This is a genomic window from Rhodopseudomonas palustris (assembly GCF_003591005.1).
Lineage (GTDB): Bacteria > Pseudomonadota > Alphaproteobacteria > Rhizobiales > Xanthobacteraceae > Rhodopseudomonas > Rhodopseudomonas palustris_K.
Genome location: NZ_QYYD01000006.1, coordinates 1 through 22109 on the forward strand (window position 1 = coordinate 1; position 22109 = coordinate 22109).

Sequence of the window (22109 nt, forward strand, 5' to 3'; positions counted from 1 at the left end):
CCCCCCCCCCCCCCCCCGGGGGGGGGGGCGGGGCGCGCGCGCCGGGGGGGGGGGGGGGCGGCGAAGAGTTTATCCGCTGTGCCCGCGGCCCACCCCACCCCGTCACGCATCCCGCTCCGCGGGCTGCGAGCCGACCCTCCCCCTCCAGGGGAGGGTGAAGAGGGCTCCGGAATTGTGGGCTGCAGGACTCCATGGGCGATGCCCCTGCGGCACGCGGGGAGAGGTGAGGAAGCGCTGCGGCCCGTGAAGCAGCCAAGTCGGTGCTCCCTCAGTATCCCGCTCGCGTCTTGGCGAATTTGCCGGGCGCCGTCGCATTGGCGTCGAGCAGCCAGCGGGCGCGGGGGGCGGCGTCGAGGGTGTTGGTGAGGCCGAGCGCGAGGCGTTCGGCGCCGGCCCAGGCGATCATCGCGCCGTTGTCGGTGCACAGCGCCGGCGGCGGCACCATCAGGGTGGTCTGCGCCTTGGCGGCAACGTCGCGCAGCGCGCGGCGGATCGCCTGGTTGGCGGCGACGCCGCCGGCCGCGACCAGCGCCTTGGGCGGGCCGAACCGTTCCTTGAACAGCCGCAGCCCGGCGCCGAGCCGGTCGGCGACGGAGTCCAGCACGGCGGCCTGAAAGCCGGCGCACAGATCGTTGATGTCCTGCGGCTCCAGCGGAGTCAGCCGGCTGGCCTCGTTGCGCACCGCGGTTTTCAACCCCGACAGCGAGAAATTGGCGTCGGGCCGCCCCAGCATCGGCCGCGGAAATGCAAACCGGGCAGGATCGCCGACGGCTGCGGCGCGCTCGACCTGCGGGCCGCCCGGATAGGGCAGGCCGAGCAGCTTGGCGATCTTGTCGAACGCCTCGCCGATCGCATCGTCGACCGTGGTGCCGAGCCGGACGTAGTCGCCGACGCCGAGCACCGCGACGATCTGGGTGTGGCCGCCCGAGGCCAGAAACAGGCAGTAGGGAAATTCGGTCGCATCCGTCAGCCGCGGCGTCAGCGCGTGCGCTTCGAGATGGTTGACGGCGATCAGCGGCGTGTTGTGCACCAGCGCGATCGCCTTGGCGGTCGTCAGCCCGACGATGACGCCGCCGATCAGCCCGGGGCCGGCCGCGGCCGCGACACCGGACAGGCTCGCGAAGCTGGTTCCGGCCTCGCGCATCGCGCTTGCGATCAGGCCATCGAGCAGGTCGACATGCGCGCGTGCCGCAATCTCTGGTACTACGCCACCAAATGGCGCGTGCTCTTCGGTTTGCGAGCGCACCACGTTGGAGAGGATCCGGCCGCTGCCGTCGGCACGGCGCTCGACCACCGCCGCCGCGGTTTCGTCGCAGGTGGTCTCGATTCCAAGCACCAGCAAGGTTTGGTCACTAGTCAAATTGAGCCCTTGCGTTTGCGGCCGAACCGGCGTTCTCCTTGCCTCGCGTAGCATTGCGGGGTCGCGGAATGCAATCATCCGGTCGGCGCCCCGCAGCTCCGGTCAAGTCCGACGGTCCGCCGCTCTCGGTGATGATGGTGACGGCCGCAATGACACCTGTTTGCCTCTCGCATGCGAGGACGTCAGGCGTGGCACTGCTCGTCACCCGCCCACAACCCGATAACGACGCGACCGCCGCGGCCCTCCGTGCCAGGGGCTACGACGTGCTGCTGGCGCCGATGCTGCGGTTCGAGCCGCTGCCGTTTCCGGACGATCCGGACGCTGGCTATCGCGGCGTGCTGGTCACCAGCGCCAACGCGCTGCGCGCGATCGCCGATCAGCCCGGCTTTACCCGCTTGCTGAAGCTGCCGCTGTTGGCGGTCGGCAAGCACACCGCGCGCGCCGCCCGCGAGGCCGGCTTCACCGAGGTGATCGTCGCCGATGGCGATGCCGCCAAGCTGCGGCTGAAAGTCGCCGACAGCCTGCGCGGGAAAAAGAAGGCCGCCGGCGCGTTGCTGTATCTGGCCGGGGCCGACCTGTCGCGTGATCTCGCCGGCGAACTCCGCGAGGATGGTTTCGACGTGGTGATGCAGACAACCTACCGGATGGTGCCGGTGCCGAGCTTGCCGACCAGCGTCTGCGACGACTTCGCGGCCAACCGGATCGAGGCCGTGCTGCATTATTCGCGGCGCAGCGCGCGCGCCTTCGTTGATGCGACGCGTGCCTCCGGTATTGAAATTTCGGCGCTGGCAATCCCGCAATGCTGCCTGTCGGTGCAGGTCTCCGACGTGGTGCGCGAAGCCGGCGCCACTCAGGTCATGGTGGCGCGAACCCCCGACGAGCCGGCGCTGTTCGAGGCGCTGGGGCGCGCGTTCGCAGCGCCGGCGCGCTAACAACAGAGCCGGGCCGCGACGACGGATCCGGCGGACAGGTAACGAGGAACGGATGGTCGAGAACAGACCCGGACACGACGCGCAGCCGAAGGAGGACGAACGGGACCAGCCCGTGTCCGACGCAACGCCCGACACGGATCGTCTGCAGAGCGATGCCGCCGCCCATGAGGCGCAAGCCGCGGCGCCGTCCGAGCCGGAGCTTCACACCGCCGACAGCCGGGAGCCAACGGCCGAGCCCGAGCCGCTGCCCGAAGCTTCTGCCGCGCGTTCCGAAACCCGGTTCGCCGACGAGCCGGGCCCGCGCGTCTCGTCCGCCGAACCGCACCGTCCCGGTATCGCCGCCATGATGCTGCCGCCGATCCTGGCGGTGGCGATCGCCGCCGCGGTGGTGGTCGGCGCCGCCAAGACCGGGCTGCTGCCGCAGTTCCTGTCCTCCAGCAGCGTCAGTGCACCGGCCGAGAACGACGCCGCGATCGACGCCCTCAAGGCGCGGATCGCGGAACTGGAAGCGCGCCCCGCGGCCAACCGGCCGGTTGTGGACGCCACCGCCCTCGATGCGCTGGCGGCGCGGATCGCCAGCCTGGAAGCGCGGCCCGCTCCCGAAGGATCGGCCACACCGGCTGCCGCCGATCCGGCGCTGGCCGGCAAGGTCGACGCGCTGGAGCAGAGCGTCGCGACGCTGCGCGACGACCTCGCGGCGCTGCGCGGCCGGGCCGACCAGCTCGCCGGCACCGTCAAGGAGCTGAAAGCCGGCGGATCCGAGCCCGCGAGCGCCTCCGGCGAGCCGCCGGCCGACAAGCCCGCGGCCGCAGAAGCCGCCTCCACGTCGGAGGCCGCCGCGCTTGCCGCCATCAACGCGCGGCTCGCCGAGCTCGAACAGGCCGCCAGGGCGCCGGCCGCTGCCCCGACGCCACCTGCCGCCGCCGCAGCCGACGACGCGCCGCTGCGCCGGCTGGTCGCCGCCACCATGCTCGACCTCACCGTCAAGCAGGGCGCGCCCTATGCGGCGGTTCTGAAGGCGGCGCAGCCGCTCGCAGCCGATCCGGCCGCCCTGAAGCCGCTGCAGCCGTTCGCGGACACCGGCGTGCCAAGTGCCGCGGCGCTCGGGCGCGAGCTGACCGCGCTGCTGCCGAAGCTGCTCAGCAGCGACGAGGCCGGCGCCAATCCGAACTTCATCGACCGCTTCCAGGCCAATGCCGAGCGGCTGGTGCGGATCCAGCGCTCCGACGCGACGCCGGGACCGGATCGCACCGCGATCATCGGCCGCCTCACCGCCGCCGCACAGCGCGGCGACCTTGCCGAGGCGCGGCGTGAACTGAAAGCGCTTGCGCCGGCCGACCGCGCTCCTGTTCAATCCTGGATCGACAAGTCCGAGGCCCGTGATCAGGCGCTCGCCGCTTCGCAATCCTTCGCCACCGCGGCGCTCGCCGCGCTGGCAAAACCGTCGCCATAGGATTCCCATGCTGCGCATCATCCTGTTTCTCGTGATCATCGCGCTCGCGGCGGCGGGCGCCGCCTGGGTGGCCGAACAGCCCGGCGACGTGGTGCTGTCGTGGAACGCCTGGCGCGCCGAGATGCGGCTGCCGGTGTTCATCCTCGGGCTCGGGGGCGCGCTGGTGGCGCTCGGCCTGGTGTGGTGGATTCTCAGCGCGGTGTTGCGCGCGCCGGGACGCATGAAGCGCGGTCGGGTCGAGCGCCGCAGCGGACGCGCCCGCAACGCCATCACCCAGGGTCTGCTCGCGGTCGGCCACGGCGATGCCGCCGCGGCCCGGCAGCACGCCACCGCGGCACGGCGCCATGCGCCGCACGATCCGCTGGCGCTGCTGCTGCAGGCGCAGTCCGCCCAGCTCGAAGGCGATCGCGACGGCGCCCGCCGGGCGTTTCTGGCGATGGCCGGGCGCGACGACACCAAGTCGCTCGGCATGCGCGGCCTCTACATCGAGGCGCAGCGCTCGGACGACCCCTATGCGGCGCTGGCGATCGCCGAAGAGGCGCTGCGGCTGCAGCCGAATTCGGCCTGGGCGTCGCATGCGGTGCTCGGCTTCCGCTGCGCCCGCGGGGATTGGACGGGTGCCCTGGAGATTCTCGAGACCAATCTGTCGGCCGGGCTGATCGACAAGAAGACATTCCGGCGCCAGCGCGCGGTGCTGCTGACGGCGCGGGCGCTCGACCTCGAGGACAGCGACGAGAGCCTGTCGCGCGACAGTGCGCTCGAGGCCAACAAGCTGGCGCCGAACCTGGTGCCGGCCGCAGTGCTGGCGGCCAAGCATCTCGCCCAGACCCATCAGGTCCGCCGCGCCATGAAGGTGATCGAAGCCGCCTGGCAGGCCGGCCCGCATCCCGACCTGGCCGAGGCCTATGCGCACATCAAGCCGGGCGATGCGCCGAACCTGCGTCTGGCGCGGGTCGAGAATCTGATCGCCAAGAACGCCGAGGATTTCGAAAGCGCGCTGGCGGTCGCCCGCGCCGGCATCGACGCCGGCGCCTATGCGCGGGCGCGGCGGGCGCTGGAGCCGTTCATCGATAATCCGACCCAGCGGGTCGCGATGCTGATGGCCGAGATCGAGCACGGCGAGCGCGGCGACACCGCCAAGGCGCGGGCCTGGACGCTGCGCGCGGTCCGCGCGTTGCCGGACGCGGTGTGGACCGCCGACGGCTATATCTCGGACCACTGGCGGCCGGTGTCGCCGGTCACCGGCCGGCTCGACGCCTTCCAGTGGCAGGTGCCGCTCGCCGCGCTGCCGAGCAAGAAAACCGTCGTGATCGAGGACAACCCGTTCCACGATGCCCTGATCGCCTCCTCGGTGCCGGAAGCCCTGCCGCCGGCCGACAGCGACGAACCGGTCACGGTCACGATCGAGTCCGCCGCTGAGGCCGCGGTGGTGACGCCGACCGAGCCGGAACCGGTGGCGAGCGTTGAACCGGAGCCCGCCGACAAGCCGAAGGACGCCAAAGACGGCAAAGAGGCGACCAAGACCGCCGAGGCCCCGGCCGAAACCGTGATTGCGATGCCGCCGCCGTCGCCGCCGCTGTTCCATCGCCGCGCGCAGCCGGCCCAGCCGGTGATTCCGATCGTCCGCGCCCCGGATGATCCGGGCGTCGACGATGAAACGCCGCCGGAGGAATTCTCCGAGCGCCCGCCGGCGCCGGCCGGGCAGGGCGGCAGCTGGCGCGGCTACCGCCCGCCGCGCTAGGATTTCGGGCGCTGGGCCGGCCGCGGTTCTTGCCAATCCGGCCGCCGGCCGATATCAGGAGCCGGAGTTTCGACAGGTCAGCGTTCTCGGGCGGAGCATCACCCCTCCCGACGGTCGCCGCAATAGCTCAGCTGGTAGAGCACGTCATTCGTAATGACGGGGTCGGGGGTTCGAATCCCTCTTGCGGCACCACTCTTTGGTTTTCTCACATCACAGGACCATCTCTGCACGTGCAGCCCGTGCGAGGTTGACGCCGCTCGTTCTGCCGGGTGAATGACGGCGCCATGCTGTTCAGTTCGCCGGTCTTCCTGTTCCTATTCCTTCCGCTCTTGTTGCTGCTGTATTGGAGCGTGCCGCGGCCGGCGCGCAACGCCGTGCTGCTGGTCGCCAGCATCGTGTTCTACGTCTGGGGCGAGCGCTTCTTCTTCGTGGTGATGCTGGCCTCGATCGCCGCCAACTGGCTGATCGGGCTGGCGCTGGACGCGCTTGAAGGACCCACTCAGCGCAAGGCGATGGTGGCGTTCGCGGTGGTGCTGAACATCGGCCTGCTGGCCGTGTTCAAATACACCGAGTTCCTGGTCGGCAATCTCAACGACTTGCTGGCGCTGGTCGGCGCGGCGCCGGTCCACGTGGTGTCGCCGCATCTGCCGCTCGGCATTTCGTTCTTCACCTTTCACGCGTTGTCCTACGTCATCGACGTCTATCGCGGCGTCGCCACCGCGCAGCGCAAGCCGATCGACTTCGCGCTGTACATCGCGTTCTTTCCGCAGCTGATCGCCGGGCCGATCATCCGTTATCACGACATCTACAAGCAGCTGACCCGCCGCACCGTCACGCTCGAATTGCTCGCCTCCGGCACCGAGCGGTTTCTCGCCGGCTTCGGCAAGAAGATGCTGCTGGCCAATCCGCTCGGCGAGGTCGCCGACCAGATTTTTGCGCTGCCGGCCGCCGAGCTCAGCCCCGGCGCCGCCTGGCTCGGGGTGATCTGCTACACGCTGCAGATCTATCTCGACTTCTCGGCCTATTCGGACATGGCGATCGGACTGGCGCGGATCTTCGGCTTCCATTTCCTGGAGAACTTCAACTACCCGTATTTGTCGCGGTCGCTGCAGGAATTCTGGCGGCGATGGCACATCTCGCTGTCCAACTGGCTGCGCGACTATCTGTACATCCCGCTCGGCGGCAGCCGCGTCGTCAATTGGCGGATCTATCTCAATCTGTTCATCGTGTTCTTCGTCTGCGGGCTGTGGCACGGCGCCAACTGGACCTTCGTGGTGTGGGGCATGATCCATGGAGGCTTCCTGATCGTCGAGCGGCTCGGCCTGGCGCACTGGCTAGCGCAGCGCCATGAAGCGGTGCGGCACGCCTATACGCTGCTCGTCGTATCGCTCGCCTGGGTGTTTTTCCGCGCGGCCGATGTCACGCAGGCGACGCACTATCTGCAGGCGATGTTCGGTCTGGGCGGCAACGCGCCGTCGCTGGATTTCCTACGCTACGTCGATCCGACCGTCGTCATCAGCCTGACGGTCGGCGCGTTCGCCGCCGCCGGCGTGTTCACGCGGCTGACCTCGGATTGGCGCTGCCGCGCCGGCCAGCGCGACGGCGTGCTGCATCCGCCGCTCGAGACCGTCCCGCTCGACTCCGACGGGCGGTGGGTGCTCGGCGCGCGTCTGGTGATCCTGCTCGCGATCGGCGTGCTGGGCTGCAGCCAAGTCGCGGCCGGCACCTATAATCCGTTCATCTATTTCAGGTTCTGACGATGTCGCAGATGTCCTTGTCGGCTCGAATTTACGCCGGCGCGCTAATCGGGGTGGCGCTGTTGTTCTCGGCGGCCGGGCTGATCACCACGGTGGTCCGGCAGACCGCAATTAGCAGCGGCGAGAACCGAACGTTCGCGCAGTTGCCGGCCTGGCCGCGCTCGTGCGCCGAGTGGGAGAGCTTCCCGCAACGCTTCGACGATTACTTCAGCGATCAGTTCGGGCTGCGCACGCTGCTGCTGCGGCTCAACACCAATGTCGGCGCGCTGCTGCTCGGCCGCCTGCCGTCGAACCGCGTCATTCTCGGCAAGGACGAATGGCTGTTTTACGCCGCCGAAGACTCGCTCGATCTCTACGCCAACAAGCGCCCGCTCAGCGATGGCCAGCTCGAAAACGCGCGGGAGTCGCTGGCCGCGCGTGTGCGCCGCGCCAAGCAGCTCGGCGCCGCCTACATGTTCGTCGTCGCGCCCGACAAGCACACCATCTATCCCGAACACATGCCGCGGTTTCTGGCGCGGCGCGATCGGCCGTCGCAATTCGATCAGTTGCTCGCCGTCACCAATCCGGCCGGTCTGCCGGTGGTCGATCTGCGGCCGGCGCTGATGCGCGGCAAAGCGGACGGCCTGGTCTACTACAAGGACGACACGCATTGGACCGATTGGGGCGCTTATCTCGGTTATCGGACGTTGATGGCGGCGCAGCCGCTGCAAGGCGTGCCGGCGCTGCAGCTCGATGCCGGTCAGTTCTCGGTGGCCCGCGACTTCAAGGGCGGATTGGCCGAGATGGCCAACCTGCCATGGACCGAGCGCGCCGTCGGGGTCGATCCGGCGGCCGCGCGCTGCGCCGTCACCACAGTCCCGTTTGAGCGGCTGTCGCCGAACCTGTCGATCGCCCGAACGCGCTGCGCCGAAGCCAAGCACAAGGTCGTGTATATCGGCGACTCCTTTACCGACTGGATCATGACGTATCTGTCGCAAAGCTTCGGCGAGGTCGTCTACATCGCCCGCTCCGGCTTCACGCCGTGGCGCGAGATGCAGCCCTATGTCGACCGCGAAGCCCCCGATCTGATCATCGAACAACTGGTCGAGCGCCACGTCTCGTCGATCGCCGACGCCCGCGCGCGAGAGTAACGGTGTCGGCGCGGCTGGTAGCCCGCCACATCGAGAAGCCGTCATCCTGAGGCGCGAGCGTAGCGAGCCTCGAAGGATGACCAACGACATGCACTGTGGCTCATCCTTCGAGGTCCGACACGCCGCGCAAGAGCGCGACGCGTCGGACGCCTCAGGATGACGCTCAGCAAGAGGCGCTGCTTACTCCGCCGCCATCAGCATCGTGGCCGCATAGGGCGGGCCTTGCTCGATCGGCAGCGACGGGTCGCGCGACCATTCGTTCCAGGAGCCGAAATACAGGCTGACATCCTTGATGCCGGCTTCCTTGAGCGCCACCAGCGTGTTCGAGGCGCGGGCGCCCTTGAAGCAATACAGCACGACCGGCGTCTCGGGCGTGATGCCGACGCTGGCGCATTCGGCGAGAATTTCCGCCGACGATTTGAACATCGGTCCGGCCGGCGACGGCTTCATCATGCGGTACCACTCGATCCAGACCGCGCCGGGAATGCGGCCCTTGCGCGGGCAGAAATCCTTGCCGTAGGGCGACGAGCTTTCGCCGATCCATTCGTCGACGTCGCGGGTGTCGAGCTTGACCTTGCCGGCATCGCCGACCGCCGCCTTCATGGCTTCGAGATCGACCAGGATCGACGCTGCAGCCGGATCGATGCTGAAGCTCTTCGCTTCGGGCGTCGGCACCTCGGTGGTGGTCGGCAGCCCGGCCGCGGTCCAGGCCGCGTAGCCGCCGTGCAGGATCTTGACCTTCGGATAGCCGAGATAGGTGAGCAGCACATAGCCGCGGCACGACTGGCCGAAACCGGTGTTCATCGACTGCTCGTAGATCACCGCGGTTTCTTCACCCGACAGGCCGGCAGCGCCGAACGCGACGGCAAACTTCTCGCTCATCTCCTTGACGCCCTCGGGCGTCGAGGTTGCGAGATACGTGAAGATCTCGTGGATGTTGACGGCACCCGGAATATGGCCGGCCGCATAGCTGCCGGGATCGCGGGTGTCGATCACCACCGTCATCGGCGACGACAGCATCTCGGACAGCTCGTCGGGCGTAACAAGAACCTTATCGGTCATCAATTCGCTCCTGTGTTCGTCGTTGCACGTTGGATCGCAGCGGGAGAATTCCGGCACAGGGCGTCGCCCTGTGGTGACAGCTGCCGGGCGGCCCGCGCCCGGATCGTCGTTTAGTTCGCCATGTCGGCCAGCATCTTGCGCAGCTGCTTGGTGGCGGGCGTGACGATCGCCACGAAATACGCCTCGCGCAGCCGGCGCTGCGCGGTGGCGCCGGCCACATAGCCGCGCGCGCCACAATGCAGCATTGCGGCGTGGGCAGCCGCGACCGAAGCCTCGCCGGCGGCGAGCCGCGCTTCGATCACCGCCCGCCAATAGTCGCGATCGGTTTCGAACGGCGTGGCGGCGAGCCGCGCGACCTCTGTCTGCATCGCCGCAAGCTGCTCGGCGATCGGCTCGCCCTGAACGTCGAGATGCTTGTTGACGTGGCCGAGCGGGCCTTTGCATTGTTCGATCAGCCGCAGGCAGTCGCGGATCAGGCCGAACGCCATGCCGGCCTGCAGCAGGATGAAGCCGGCACGTATACGCTTGATGTAGTCGTCGACCGGATCGGCGACGATCCAGGCATCGGGCACGCTGACGTCGCGCAGTTGCAGCGCGAAGGTGCGGGTGCCGTCGAGCGCGGTAAACTTGGCGTTGTCGGCGAGGCTGACGCCTTCCGCAGCGCAGGGGATCACCGCCATCACGTTGCGCTTGCTGCCACCGTCTTCGACTTCAAAGATGCCGCCGAAATAGTGATCGGCGCCGAGGTTGGAGACGTAAGGCAGCAGGCCCTTGACGACGTAGCCACCGGCGATACGCCGGCCCTTCAGCCGCATCGGCTCGATGCCGAACAGCGACTTCATCGGGTTGGACAGCGCGGTGCCGCCGAGTACGGCGCCGCTGGCGATCTGCGGGCCGATGCCGGTCCGCAGATGCTCGTTATCGGAGGCGTAGATGTACCAGGCCAGCGCGTCCTGGCACCACATGCAGAAGGCGGTGGACAGGCAGTGTTCGCCCGCCGCCGCCATCGCGTTGATCGAGGTCATCAGATCGAGGCGCGGGCTGTGGCCTGGAAGATGATGCGCGTAGGCGCCGAGGCGCCCGAACGCGCGCATCAGATCTTCCGGGTAGTAACCCTCGGTATCGATCCGGTTGACCAGCGACGGCAATTCGCGCGCCGACAGCGCACGCACCGCTTCGACGACGTCGGCGCCCGGCAGCACCGAAGCGTCGCTTGGCATCAGGGACTGGACATCCAGCATGGCACCGCTCCGCGGTTGGCGTGGATCGGGTCAGGTCAGGGTGACGTCGAGATTGACCGGGCGCGAAAACGTGTTGGCGACCGGCGACCAGAGCCGCGCATGCGCCACCAGCGCGTCGAGCTCCTCACGCGGACGATCGGCCTCGAACTTCACCTTGGCGCGGACGTCGGTGAAGCCGACCGGCTTGTCGGAAAGATCGCCGGTGCCCCACACGCCGGTGATGTTGAGGTCGCCCTCGAGTTCGATCTCGAGCGTGTAGACGGTGATGCCGCGCGCCACCGCGTTGGCGTGGATCCCGACCGCGAGGCAGGAGCCGAGCGCGGCAAGCGACGCCTCGGACGGATTCGGCGCGGTGTCGTCGCCGAGCAGGCCCGGCGGCTCGTCGACGATGTAGGGCGGCAGGCTGCGCACGAAATTGAGATGGCGGAAACGCCCCTCGGCGACCGTCTTGCACTTCAGCGTCTTGATCACCGTCGGATCGGCCTTGCCCTTGGCGATCAGCTCGTCGAGGCCGGCCTTGTCGATCGGCGTCAGGCAGCCGGTCATGGCAGTCGGGGTGTCGGGGGTCAGGCAGGCGGTCATCGCGGTTGCGGCTTTGGTCATGAGGTCTCCACTGGCTTGGGATGCTAGAATACAGACCGTTCTGTATTAGCAGGAAGCGTGCCAGAGCACCGCTTTCAGAAAAACGAATAATTTCAATGCCGCGTCGCGGCCGATGGCCTGCTCCCAACTTGAGCACGCCGCAATTTGCGCCACAGCTGCCTCGCATTTGCGCCGGAAGGCCGGCTCCCTTGCGAACAGACCATTCGGTTTCGTCGATTGCGATTTCCCGGTCTGCGGCGTATGTGCGTTGAAATGGACCAGGCCGCCCTGCCACCGACGAACGAATCAGCGATATCGCGAACGTCACCGCGCGAGCGGCTGATGGAGAGTGCGCGGTCGCTGTTCTGCCGTTACGGCATCAATTCGGTCGGCGTCGACGCCATCATCGCCCAGGCCGGCACCGCCAAGACCACGCTGTACAAGCTGTTCGGCTCCAAGGACGGGCTGGTCGAGGCCGTGCTGGAGCGCGAAGGCCAGGCTTGGCGCAGCTGGTTCATCGAGGAGATCGACGGCCCAGGAGGCACGGCGCGCGAGCGGCTCGCACGGATCGGCCCGGCCCTGAAGGCGTGGTTCACGCGGCCGGACTTCTACGGCTGCCCGTTCATCAACGCGGTCGGCGAATCCGACAAGGCCGACGACCGCATGCGCAATCTGGCGATCGCGCACAAGACCATCGTGCACGACCGGCTGACCGCGCTCTGCGCCGAAGCCGGCATCGACGATCCCGGCGAGGTGGCGCATACGCTCGGGCTGGTGATCGACGGCGCGATCGTGATGGCGCTGGTGACGCGCAAGCCGAGCGCCGCCGATGTCGCGGGCCGAGCCTGCGCGGCGATCCTGCCGCACTGACGATTACTTCCCGAGAATATTCCGCGCCTGTTCGCGCGCGAAGAACACCGATGCCGCCGGCGTCAGGTGGCTGCCGTCATGCGTCACCGGCGTGCCGCTGCCGTCCGGCGCCGCGAGCAGGCAGCCCTCCGAATTGCAGAAGGTCGGCGTCGGCGAGATGAATTCGGCGCCTTCGGCTTCGAACAGCCGCCGCAGCCGGTCGTTGTCCTCGGCGTGAGTCGAATCGAGATGGCGGCTGTCGCGGAGCGGAATCTGAGCCGGGGTGATCAGACCGGCGGCGAGCTCGCGATAGGCCTGCGCCAACACGCGCTTCGGCGGGGTCCGCCACGTCGGTACGCGCCCCACAACAACGATGCGTCGCACCCCGAGCGCCCGCAATTCACGCAGCGTCGCGCGGATCAGCGCCTCGACCGCCGCCGGGTCGCGATCCGGCCCATCGTAATTGTGCCACTGCCGCGCGGCGAGCACGACGGTGTCGGGCTTCAGCGCGCGCAGCCGTTTGTGCACGCGGTCATTGGTGGCGCGGCAGAACCTGGATTCAATCGCCTCGAAGCTGAAGATCGGCGGGCAGCCGCCGGCGGTGTATTGCGAAAGGCGGAAGCTCCGATCGGCCCGCTGCAGCGCACGCAGCCCCGGATAAAGATGCGCCGCATGCGAATCGCCCCACAGCACGAGGCGCGGCGCATCCGCCGACCCCGCGTCATCGCACTCCGGCGCGAACGCCTGGTCGCGGCTGAGGAAGCAGCTGTCGAGCCGATACGCGAGGGTCGATTCCAGCTGCAGGTCGGCGGTGATCGCCTTCAGTTCCGGTCCGAACCGCGACGGAAACCCGTCGGCCCCATAGATGCAGGCCCCGATCAGACCGATCGCCGCGAGCCACGCGAAGGCGGCGGCGGTCTTGCGGCGCGTCGGACGATAGCGGAACGGCAGCTCGATAATCCGATAGGTGAAATACGCAAGTCCGAATGCCACCAGGATGGCGATCAGCTTCATCAGCGGCGGCGGCTCTTCGCCGAACCGCACGATCCGGATCGCCGCCAGCAGCGGCCAGTGCCACAGATACAGCGGATAGCTGATCAGCCCGATCGACACCATCACGCGATTGCCGAGCAGCACTCGGCTCACCCAGGGCGACGGCCCCGCAGCGATCAGCAGCGCCGCGCCGAACACCGGCAGCACTGCCCACCAGCCCGGAAAGCCGCGCTCGCTTCTGATCAGCATCGCCCCGACACCGATCAGCAGCAGCCCGAGCCAGGCGGAGGATGCACGCAGCGCGGACAGATAAGGAGCAAGCCGTGCCCGCAAGGTTGCGAGCCCCGGCACCGCCGCGAGATCGCGATCCGGCCCGGCGCCAGTCGCAATTGCCAGCAGGCAGCCGACCATCAGCTCCCAGAATCGCGTCACCGGTAGATAGAACGTCGCGAGCGCGTGCATTGGCGTCAGCAGGATGTTAGCGACGAACGACGCGAGCAGCACCGCGAGCGCGGCGAGCAGCGGGCCGTGCTTCCACCGCCACGCCAGCAGCAGCACCGGCGGCCACAACAGATAGAACTGTTCCTCGACGCCGAGCGACCACAGATGCAGCAGCGGGTTGAGCTCGGCCGCGGCCTCGAAGTAACCGGCGTCGTACAGCAGCGACAAATTGGAGAGGAACGCGGCGCCGAAGCCGATCGATCGTCCGGCGTCGCGATAGTCGACCGGGAACAGCACGAACCAGCCGACCACGGCGCAGCTGATCAGCACCAGCGTCAGCGCCGGAAAGATCCGGTTGATGCGTCGCGCGTAGAACACCCGGTAGCTGAAATCGTCGGCGCGTCGTGCCTGGCAGATGATCGAGGTGATCAGAAAGCCGGAGATCACGAAAAACACGTCGACGCCGATGAAGCCGCCGCGGATCGACGCCGGGAAGGCGTGGAACGCCACCACCAGCAGCACCGCAATGGCGCGCAGTCCGTCGATATCGCTGCGGTAGGCTGGCCTCATCGACTCTCGCGCTGGTGGAGGGGCTCGCGGACGTTCGGGTCCCGTGCATCGCGAAGCGAGGCTGCGGTGTCAAGCCGGGCCCGCCGTGGCGCCGCCGCGCCGACGTCCGCTCATCACAAGGTCGAAAAATGCGGCGCCGGATTTGCGTGCTCTGGGGCCGCGCGATAACACTGCGGCGAAACTCGGCCGCATCGGCCAGCGAGGCGCCGCGATGAAAACTCACAGACACCGGATCGAACTGGCGACATCGACGCCGATCCAGATCGTCGACATCACGGACCAGCTGCGCGACGTCGTTGCCGGCTGCGGCGTCGCCGACGGGCTGCTCACCGTCAGCTGTCTGCACACCACGGCGCGGATCAACGTCAACGAGCGCGAGAAGAAACTCGAGCGCGACATGCTGACGTTCCTGAAGCGGTTCGCGCCACGCGATGGCGACTATCTGCACAACCTCGCGCCGATCGACGGCCGCGACAACGCGCACGCGCATCTGATCGGGCTGTTCATGAATTCGTCCGAGACGATCCCGATCGCCGGCGGCGCGCTGGTGCTCGGCGAGTGGCAGTCGGTGTTCTTCATCGAACTCGATGGTCCGCGTCCGAAGCGCGGCATCGAGTTGCAGATCATCGGGCAGGCTGAGCCACCGTTTCGGGCAGCGGATCATCGGATATGACACCTGACGACATCGCCGGCTTCTACGCCAAACGCGCCGACCTCGATCCCGACGATTACATCGAACTCGATTTCGAGTTCGAATGCGCCGGCGATCCGCGCGAGGCGGCGGCGCATCTGTGCAGCGAGCAGTCGACTGCGCAATGGCGCCGCGTCGGAGTCGACGAAGACTTCCGGCCGCGCTTCGCCGCCAAGGTGCTCGAACTCTCCGCCGAGCCGCGGCCGGACGGCTTCAGCACACCGGTCACCTGTGCGGCTCGCGGCGCGGTGCATGCCTGCCGCGTCACGATCGCACATCCGCATCGCAACTTCGGTCCCAAAATTCCGAACCTGCTGTCGGCGGTGTGCGGCGAGGGGGTGTTCTTTTCGCCGGGGATTCCGCTGATCCGGTTGCAGGACATCCGCTTCCCGGAGGCTTACCTCGCAGCCTTCGAGGGACCGCGCTTCGGCATCGCGGGCTTGCGCGAGCGGCTGCAGGCGTATGACCGGCCGATCTTCTTCGGCGTGATCAAACCAAATATTGGTCTGCCACCGCAGCCGTTCGCCGAACTCGGCTATCAGAGCTGGCTCGGCGGTCTCGACATCGCCAAGGACGACGAGATGCTGGCGGATGTCGAATGGTGCCCGCTCGCCGAGCGCGCGGCCCTCCTCGGCGATGCCTGCCGCCGCGCGGCGACGGAAACCGGCGTGCCGAAGATCTATCTCGCCAACATCACCGACGAGGTCGAGCGGCTGAACGAATTGCACGACGTCGCGGTCGACGCCGGCGCCGGCGCGCTGCTGATCAACGCCATGCCGGTCGGGCTGTCGGCGGTGCGGATGCTGCGCAGGCATGCGCGTGTGCCGCTGATCGCGCACTTCCCGTTCATCGCAGCGTTCAGCCGGCTCGCCAACTACGGCATCCATTCGCGGGTGATGACGCGGTTGCAACGGCTCGCCGGCTTCGACGTGGTGATCATGCCGGGGTTCGGGCCGCGGATGATGACGCCGGAGCAAGAAGTAATCGACTGCGTTCGCGCCTGCCTCGAGCCGATGGGATCGATCAAGCCGTGCCTGCCGGTGCCGGGCGGCAGCGACTCGGCGGCGACGCTGGAGAGCGTTTACCGTAAGGTCGGCAGCGCCGATTTCGGCTTTGTGCCGGGCCGCGGCGTGTTCGGCCATCCGATGGGACCGGCGGCGGGCGCCGCCAGCATCCGGCAGGCCTGGGATGCGATCGCTGGCGGTATCCCAGTCGCCGATCACGCCAGGACTCATCCCGAACTCGCCGCCGCGTTGGCGGCATTCGGCGGCCGCTAGACGGAGCGCAGCCGCGCCGGATCAGCGCGGCAGTTCGGTGAAGGTGATCACCACCGCGGCGCGGCGGCCCTGGCTCACCGCGCCGTCGCGGTGGATGCCGGTAGGATCGTAGAGCACCGCGTTGCTCTGCGGCGTGGTGATGGCGACCTGCTCGTTCTGAATGACGGTGGTGAAGTTGCCGTCGGCCACCAGGTCGACACCGAAGGTCGCCTTGCGCTGCAGCCCGGCGGGCAGCGCATAGAACGTCTCGCGCCAGACCTGGAGGGTCGAGGACAGGCCGGCGAGATCGTTGGCACGGCGGATCAGCCCGTCGCCCAGGCGTTTCGCCGCGCGGTTGCTGCCGGCCACATAGGTCAGCGGACCACTCGCCGGTCCGACCTCGCTCAGATAGATCACCAGCTTCACGACGTTGCTGCCGGGCTCGACCTTGAAGCCGTCGCACGGCGACGCGTCGACGCTGACATCGGCAAACGGGCTCGGTGGCGCGACGCTCGGCGCTTCTGCCAGCTCCGCCACGATCCGGCCGACGCCGACCGGACGCTTGAGATAGGCGCTGGCGGCTTCGGTGAGTCCGAGATCGGCGGCGGTCTGGTTGAACCAGCGATACAGATCCGGCGCCGCGGCGGCGTCGACCTCGATCCGTCCGCGCTCGGGATCGCCGGCGAGACCGCCGCGCTGCTCCAGCGCGGCCAGTTGCGGCGCCAGCCGGGTGCGGATCTGCGCGATCGCGTCGGTGTCGAGCGTCGTCGGCACGAAGCCGTCGGTCTGCAGCGGGGTGAACACCGCCGTACCGCGCTCGGTCTTCGGCGCATAGGCACGGCCGGCGGTGAAGCGCGACAGCCGCTGCAGCAGGATCAGCCGCAGGTAGGTTGGCAGATGGCGCAGCAGCGTCGCTATCGGCTTACCGCCGGCGGCGGGCCGCGGCAGGTGCTCGATGTCGATGGCACGTTGCGCGGTGGCGAGCAGGAAGCCATAGCCGAAGTAACCGAGCGCCTTCAGGCGCGCGCCGAGCATCGGCATCGACATGACGCGGCCATAGGCCGGATGGGCGTCGTAGTCGATCGTCGGCAGGTGATCGAACGGATAGGACTTAGCTTCGGATTGCATGACCCGCCCCTCCACAGACAAAGCGAATGCGATAGACATTAAATGCGGACTATGGGCGGCAGCCCCGAGCCGTGCGAGATAGCAATACGGCGATGATGGATGTTGCGATGTCGCGGCGCGGCGCTGTGTGGCCGCGTGGCGCCGCAGTGCGCGTGCCGGGCGGCATCTGCCCGACCTGGCAAGCGGCGATTAGATCCAGGCGAAGTTGGCGGCGGGTCGTGCGGTGCGGTTGAGCAGCGAGCGCATCAGGCAACGTTCGATCTGCACCGACGACACCGTGGCGGCATCCGCGCCGACGCTCGCGCAGGCATCGGCGCGCTCGGCGAAGACGCGACCGCTCGTGACGATGGCCAGCGCGGGATTGCGCGAAGCGCGGCGGAGCTTGCGGATCGTCTCGGCGACACGGGGCAGCCAGTGGCCGCGACGCAGCGCGGGACTCAGCGACAGATTGACCGCATCGAACCAGCCGCTCGCGACCAGATCGGCTAGCGCCGCATCGGTGTCCGGGAAGTCACTGACGGTGTTCCAGCCCGCCTGACGCAGCAGCTCGGAATGCAGCGCCGCGCAAAACGAATGCGGTTCGCCCGGCTGCGAGATGACCAGCACGGTGCGTGGCTGCGATCGCGTCAGCGGCGCCGACAGCAGGTCGAAGCTGATCCGGCGCATCGCGGTCTGCAGATGGCACAGCCCGATCGTGACCTCGAATTCGCTGCAGGCGTCGTCGCTCCACAGATCGCCGAGCTTGCGCGCGGTCGGCTCGAACAGGCCGGTGAACAGCGCAGTCGGCGACGCCGCGCGCGTCAGCGCCTGATCGATCAGGTCGAACGCGTCTGCCAGATTGGGAGCGATCAGTAGCCGCGCCAAGTGCTCGGCGCGGGTTTCGGCCGCATCCTTCGCGGTACGAGCGCGGGGCGGGGCAGCGACGTGTTTGACGAGAAGATGTGGGATGACCGTCGAGACGATGCTTTCTGGCACGGCGCTTTCTGGATGCACGGCACGCACTCGATCTGGTTGCCCTCGGCCACACTGAACAGGCGAACTGTCTGAACCGGCGAACCTGCCGAGGGGAGCAGATCGGGTTTGCACGCATGGCCCCGGCTCGTAGCAAAACCGACAGCGCCGTTGCCGCTTCGGGGAGGGAGCCCCGGAATCGGCAAAGCGTCTTTGCTCTGGATCAAAACGCGCCGCTGGCCGCTGCGGCCCGCGCTCAATCCGACCGCACGTGCCTGACCCATCCGTGGCGCTGGTAACAAGGTAGTCGCGGCGGCGCGGCGGAGTATGATACCATCGGGACGCGACCTTGCAGACCTCGTGATCGCGCTGACTAGGCGAATCGGGATTCTGAATATTAACTCCCACGATCGGAGTCGGCTCTCCCGGTCGCCCCAACGCTGGCGACTGAACGTCGCAGATGGCCTTGGTCACTACTCGATTAGTTCTTGAAAAGGTAAGTCGCTGCAGTTGGTTCGTTAAGGACTGAAGCGGCGTTACTGGTTTGTCTTGAATCAATCGATCTTGTTAGCAGCGACGTGTATTTACAGCCGTGCGAATCAGCGCAAAACTGAATCGCCGAGTCGATCAACGTTGAGCAACTACCTAGTTTAAACAAAAGGTTAGACTGGTTTTTGACTCACTGGTGATTCGCGATTCTCGCGAACGAGTGTCTGATTACCAGCGCTCGTTCATCGTTCCGGCGTGATGCGTATTGGCGAGACCGGACAAAACCGACCCCGCCGCAATTAGAGGTTTCGTAACCCTAATCAGTAATGCGTGGATCACGCTGTCACCTTAGGGGGCAAGCCGCCCCTAATTGAAGCTGGAGATAAAACAATGCAGTTCGACCTCGCAAACCGGAACCTCGCACAGAAAATCTCGATCCTCGTCCTGGGCATCACCTTCTTCGTGGCGCTCGCGATCGGCGGCATCGGCGAGATGATCCTGCATAAAGTCGGCACCGAGCAGGCCAAGCAGTCGGCAAGTGTCGCGTCGCTGGACCGGCTGATCGGCCAAAAGGGAGCCATGCTGTCGCCAGTCCGGGCGGCGGATGGCAGCATCGTCGGCATGCTGGTGATGCAGCAGGACGCCGGCCCCGTGGTGATGCCGGCCTCGTATGAGGGTCAGGGCCTGGTGGTGCAGGCTGCCGAGACGGTCGCGGCTCCGGCCGCGGATTATGCGCTGAGCGCCGCCCACACCATGCTGTTGCTCGCCGGGATCGTGGTGTTCGCGGTGGTCGGCCTGGTCGGCACCCGGATCTCGCGCGGTCTGCTCGCTCCACTGGGCGAACTCGAGAAGGACGTCGCCAAGCTCGCCAGCGGCGACACCAACATCCGCATCCACGCCCTGAGCCGCTCGGATGAAATCGGCCGCATCGCCCGCTCGATCGCCAAGATCCAGGAATCGCTGATCGAACTCGCCAAGCTGAAGACCCAGAAGGTGGTCGGCGGCGCCAATTCGATGCTGGAGAATCTGAAGGAGATGTGGGGCGACCTGAAGTCCGCGGCACGCAACGCCCGCGAGATGCTGTTCACGGACGGCAAGACGGTCGGCGAGGTGCTGTCGCGGTCCTGGAACGAGTGGCTGCATAACGGTCTCGGCGTTCCGAAACGCGCCTGATCGTTCGATCGAGCTTGAGCCTCGCCGGACGCGGTGAGGCGCAGGCTTCCGAGAGGACGAAACGAGACGACGACAACCCAAGCCCGCGGCATCGCCGCGGGCTTTGCATTTGGGATGTCGCCGATGGCAATAGCAGCGGAAACGTCAGCGTATGCGAGCGAACGACCGGCCGCACGATCATGCGACAAGCCGGGGAAGGTCAGAACTGATGGATTGGGCCGGCAACGCTGAATTCCGCGAACCGCCGGCGACGGGTTTCTGGAGCGGGCGAAGGGATTCGAACCCTCGACCCCAACCTTGGCAAGGTTGTGCTCTACCCCTGAGCTACACCCGCATCCGAGAAACAGCGAAGGCTTGCGCCGCGCGCCGTGCGCAGTCCTATGCCAAATGCTTGCGGCGAATGCAACAGCCGATGGAGACTTCGGACTGCCCCTTTTGAAGGAAAGATGAAATCCCGGGCCCGCTGCCCGCGCCGGCCTTTCACGTCCCGGCGAGCCGCGCCCGCCCCCAGATCGACAGCTCGGTTCCGGTTGAAATCGAAACCCCGCGCGCCATTTACAGGGGCGTGCTACAGCGTCCGAGGTGCGGAACCGGCGGCCCGGGCCGAGCACGTCGAGAATGACGCGATCCCGTGCGTTGCGGCGCTCGGATCGGTTTCAACGGCATTACGCAGATATCAGGCGAGGATCACGTGACAATCATCGAGCAGGGCAGCGGCGATGCCCCCCAGACGCCCGATCTGATCAAGGACACCACGACGCAGAGCTTCGTCCGCGACGTGATCGAAGAGTCCAAGCGCCAGCCGGTGCTGATCGATTTCTGGGCGCAGTGGTGCGGCCCGTGCCGGCAGCTCACCCCGATCCTCGAAAAGGCGGTCCGCGCCGCCGGCGGCAAGGTCAAGCTGGTCAAGATGAACATCGACGAGCATCCGGCGATCCCGGGGCAGATGGGCATCCAGTCGATTCCCGCCGTGATCGCCTTCGTCGACGGCCGCCCGGCCGACGGCTTCATGGGTGCGGTGCCGGAGAGCCAGGTCAACGCCTTCATCGAGAAGCTGACCGCCAACATGCCGGGCGCCGGCCCGACCGCGGCCGAACTGCTGCAGGAAGCCGAGGCGGTGCTGGCCGAGGGCGACTTTTCGACCGCGGCGGCGATCTACGGCGAGGTCCTGCAGGCAGATCCGGCCAATGTCGAGGCGATCGCCGGCATTGCGCGCTGCTACATGCAGGCCGGCGATATCGACAAGGCCAAGGAGACGCTGGCGCGGGTGCCCGAGAATCGCCGTGAGGACGTTGCGGTGAAGGCCGTGCAGGCGATCATCGATCTGGCCGAACAGGCCGAGCAGGTCGGCCCGATCGCCGAACTCGAACAGAAGGTCGCGGCGGATCCGCTCGACCATCAGGCCCGATTCGATCTGGCCACTGCGCTCAACGCCGCCGGCAAGCGCGACGAGGCAACCACGCATCTGCTCGAGATCGTCCGCCGCGACCGCAAATGGAACGATGACGGCGCGCGCAAGCAGCTGGTGCAGTTGTTCGAAGCCTGGGGCGCCACCGACGACGCCACCGTCGAGGGCCGCAAGCGGCTGTCCACCATCCTGTTCTCGTAGTCGCACTCAGCAGCGGGCGCTTTCGATGCCGATCAATGCCGACTACCGCGGTCCCGCCGACCTTGTCGAAGTCATCCCGGTGTTTCCGCTACCCGGTGCACTGCTGTTGCCGCGCGGCCAGATGCCGCTCAACATTTTCGAGCCGCGCTATCTGGCGATGGTCGACGACGCCTTCCGCGACGGGCACCGGCTGATCGGCATGATCCAGCCCGACGCGACGCATTCGACCAACGAGGACAAACCGGCGCTGTTTCAGATCGGCTGCGTCGGCCGCATCACCCAGCTGGCCGAATCCGGCGACGGCCGCTACGTCCTCGAACTCACCGGCGTATCCCGCTTCAAGGTGGTCGAGGAGCTCGAGGTCAAGACGCCGTACCGGCAGTGCCGGGTCGACTACTTCCCGTTTGTCGACGATTTCACCGCCCGCAAAGGCGAGGACGAGGTCGATCGCGACGCGCTGCTGGCGGTGCTGACCGACTTCCTCAAGGCCAACAACCTCAAGGTCGATTGGGCCGGCGTCGAGAGCGCGCCGAACGAGGCGCTGGTCAACGCGCTGGCGATGATGTCGCCCTATGGGGCGCCGGAGAAGCAGGCGATGCTCGAAGCGCCGGATCTAAAAACGCGCGCCGAGATCCTGATCGCCGTCACCGAAATGGACCTCGCCAAGAAGCGCACCAGCGGCGATCCGCCGTTGCAGTGAG

18 protein-coding genes and 2 tRNA genes are annotated in these 22109 nt (G+C 67.4%); 12 read left to right on the forward strand and 8 right to left on the reverse strand.

Features of this window, described 5'->3' with window-relative positions; translation table 11 throughout:
• Positions 1-268: 268 nt before the first annotated feature.
• Positions 269-1342: a tRNA (adenosine(37)-N6)-threonylcarbamoyltransferase complex transferase subunit TsaD gene (tsaD, locus tag D4Q52_RS07200; protein WP_119855880.1), complete on the reverse strand. Its 1074-nt coding sequence runs from the start codon at positions 1340-1342 to the stop codon at positions 269-271.
• A gap of 206 nt (positions 1343-1548) precedes the next feature.
• Between tsaD and D4Q52_RS07205 the strand changes: the two genes are divergently transcribed.
• From D4Q52_RS07205 to D4Q52_RS07230, 6 genes are all read left to right on the forward strand, one after another.
• Entirely contained in the window at positions 1549-2292 is a 744-nt protein-coding gene (locus D4Q52_RS07205; RefSeq protein WP_119855881.1) for a uroporphyrinogen-III synthase, read from the forward strand.
• A gap of 52 nt (positions 2293-2344) precedes the next feature.
• Positions 2345-3745 carry a COG4223 family protein gene (locus tag D4Q52_RS07210; protein WP_119855882.1) on the forward strand — a complete coding sequence of 467 codons (1401 nt, stop codon included), beginning with the start codon at positions 2345-2347 and terminating at the stop codon, positions 3743-3745.
• A gap of 7 nt (positions 3746-3752) precedes the next feature.
• Positions 3753-5486: a heme biosynthesis HemY N-terminal domain-containing protein gene (locus D4Q52_RS07215; protein WP_119855883.1), complete on the forward strand. Its 1734-nt coding sequence runs from the start codon at positions 3753-3755 to the stop codon at positions 5484-5486.
• Between the two features lie 116 nt (positions 5487-5602).
• A tRNA-Thr gene (locus D4Q52_RS07220) sits at positions 5603-5678 on the forward strand.
• 92 nt (positions 5679-5770) lie between these two features.
• The gene (locus D4Q52_RS07225; RefSeq protein ID WP_119855884.1) at positions 5771-7243 is read left to right on the forward strand and encodes an MBOAT family O-acyltransferase; all 1473 of its coding nucleotides are present in this window, start codon (positions 5771-5773) and stop codon (positions 7241-7243) included.
• 2 nt (positions 7244-7245) lie between these two features.
• On the forward strand, positions 7246-8373 hold the full coding sequence (locus tag D4Q52_RS07230; RefSeq protein WP_119855885.1) for an alginate O-acetyltransferase AlgX-related protein: 1128 nt from the start codon (positions 7246-7248) through the stop codon (positions 8371-8373).
• A 180-nt stretch (positions 8374-8553) separates the two neighbouring features.
• On the opposite strand, the gene D4Q52_RS07235 is transcribed toward D4Q52_RS07230, so the two are convergent.
• From D4Q52_RS07235 to D4Q52_RS07245, 3 genes are all read right to left on the reverse strand, one after another.
• Positions 8554-9435: a sulfurtransferase gene (locus D4Q52_RS07235; RefSeq protein ID WP_119855886.1), complete on the reverse strand. Its 882-nt coding sequence runs from the start codon at positions 9433-9435 to the stop codon at positions 8554-8556.
• Positions 9436-9545: 110 nt separating this feature from the next.
• The gene (locus D4Q52_RS07240; protein ID WP_119855887.1) at positions 9546-10676 is read right to left on the reverse strand and encodes an acyl-CoA dehydrogenase family protein; all 1131 of its coding nucleotides are present in this window, start codon (positions 10674-10676) and stop codon (positions 9546-9548) included.
• Between the two features lie 30 nt (positions 10677-10706).
• Positions 10707-11279, reverse strand: a complete 573-nt coding sequence (locus tag D4Q52_RS07245; RefSeq protein ID WP_182915258.1) for an OsmC family protein — start codon at positions 11277-11279, stop codon at positions 10707-10709.
• A gap of 321 nt (positions 11280-11600) precedes the next feature.
• Here D4Q52_RS07245 and D4Q52_RS07250 point away from each other — a divergent pair, with 321 nt between their 5' ends.
• Complete coding sequence (locus D4Q52_RS07250; protein ID WP_234831115.1) at positions 11601-12128, forward strand: TetR/AcrR family transcriptional regulator; 528 nt, start codon at positions 11601-11603, stop codon at positions 12126-12128.
• 3 nt (positions 12129-12131) lie between these two features.
• Here D4Q52_RS07250 and D4Q52_RS07255 read toward each other — a convergent pair whose 3' ends face one another.
• Positions 12132-14111, reverse strand: coding sequence for an acyltransferase family protein (locus D4Q52_RS07255; RefSeq protein WP_119855889.1), 1980 nt, complete (start codon positions 14109-14111; stop codon positions 12132-12134).
• A gap of 211 nt (positions 14112-14322) precedes the next feature.
• Here D4Q52_RS07255 and D4Q52_RS07260 point away from each other — a divergent pair, with 211 nt between their 5' ends.
• Positions 14323-14784, forward strand: a complete 462-nt coding sequence (locus tag D4Q52_RS07260; RefSeq protein WP_119856043.1) for a secondary thiamine-phosphate synthase enzyme YjbQ — start codon at positions 14323-14325, stop codon at positions 14782-14784.
• Positions 14781-16079: a RuBisCO large subunit C-terminal-like domain-containing protein gene (locus tag D4Q52_RS07265; protein ID WP_119855890.1), complete on the forward strand. Its 1299-nt coding sequence runs from the start codon at positions 14781-14783 to the stop codon at positions 16077-16079. Before D4Q52_RS07260 ends, D4Q52_RS07265 begins: the two co-directional genes overlap by 4 nt.
• Positions 16080-16100: 21 nt before the next feature.
• Here D4Q52_RS07265 and D4Q52_RS07270 read toward each other — a convergent pair whose 3' ends face one another.
• Together D4Q52_RS07270 and D4Q52_RS07275 are read right to left on the reverse strand one after the other, a co-directional pair.
• Complete coding sequence (locus D4Q52_RS07270; RefSeq protein ID WP_119855891.1) at positions 16101-17186, reverse strand: hypothetical protein; 1086 nt, start codon at positions 17184-17186, stop codon at positions 16101-16103.
• Positions 17187-17375: 189 nt separating this feature from the next.
• Positions 17376-18161 (reverse strand): cobalamin B12-binding domain-containing protein, encoded by a 786-nt coding sequence (locus D4Q52_RS07275; RefSeq protein ID WP_119856044.1) that lies wholly within the window; start codon positions 18159-18161, stop codon positions 17376-17378.
• An 855-nt stretch (positions 18162-19016) separates the two neighbouring features.
• On the opposite strand from D4Q52_RS07275, the gene D4Q52_RS07280 reads away from it, so the two are divergent.
• Entirely contained in the window at positions 19017-19799 is a 783-nt protein-coding gene (locus D4Q52_RS07280; RefSeq protein WP_119855892.1) for a HAMP domain-containing protein, read from the forward strand.
• A gap of 259 nt (positions 19800-20058) precedes the next feature.
• Here the strand turns inward: D4Q52_RS07280 and D4Q52_RS07285 are convergent.
• Positions 20059-20133, reverse strand: a tRNA-Gly gene (locus D4Q52_RS07285).
• 357 nt (positions 20134-20490) lie between these two features.
• Between D4Q52_RS07285 and trxA the strand changes: the two genes are divergently transcribed.
• Positions 20491-21408, forward strand: coding sequence for a thioredoxin (gene trxA, locus D4Q52_RS07290; RefSeq protein ID WP_119855893.1), 918 nt, complete (start codon positions 20491-20493; stop codon positions 21406-21408).
• A gap of 25 nt (positions 21409-21433) precedes the next feature.
• Positions 21434-22108: an LON peptidase substrate-binding domain-containing protein gene (locus D4Q52_RS07295; RefSeq protein ID WP_119855894.1), complete on the forward strand. Its 675-nt coding sequence runs from the start codon at positions 21434-21436 to the stop codon at positions 22106-22108.
• Position 22109 lies beyond the last annotated feature (1 nt).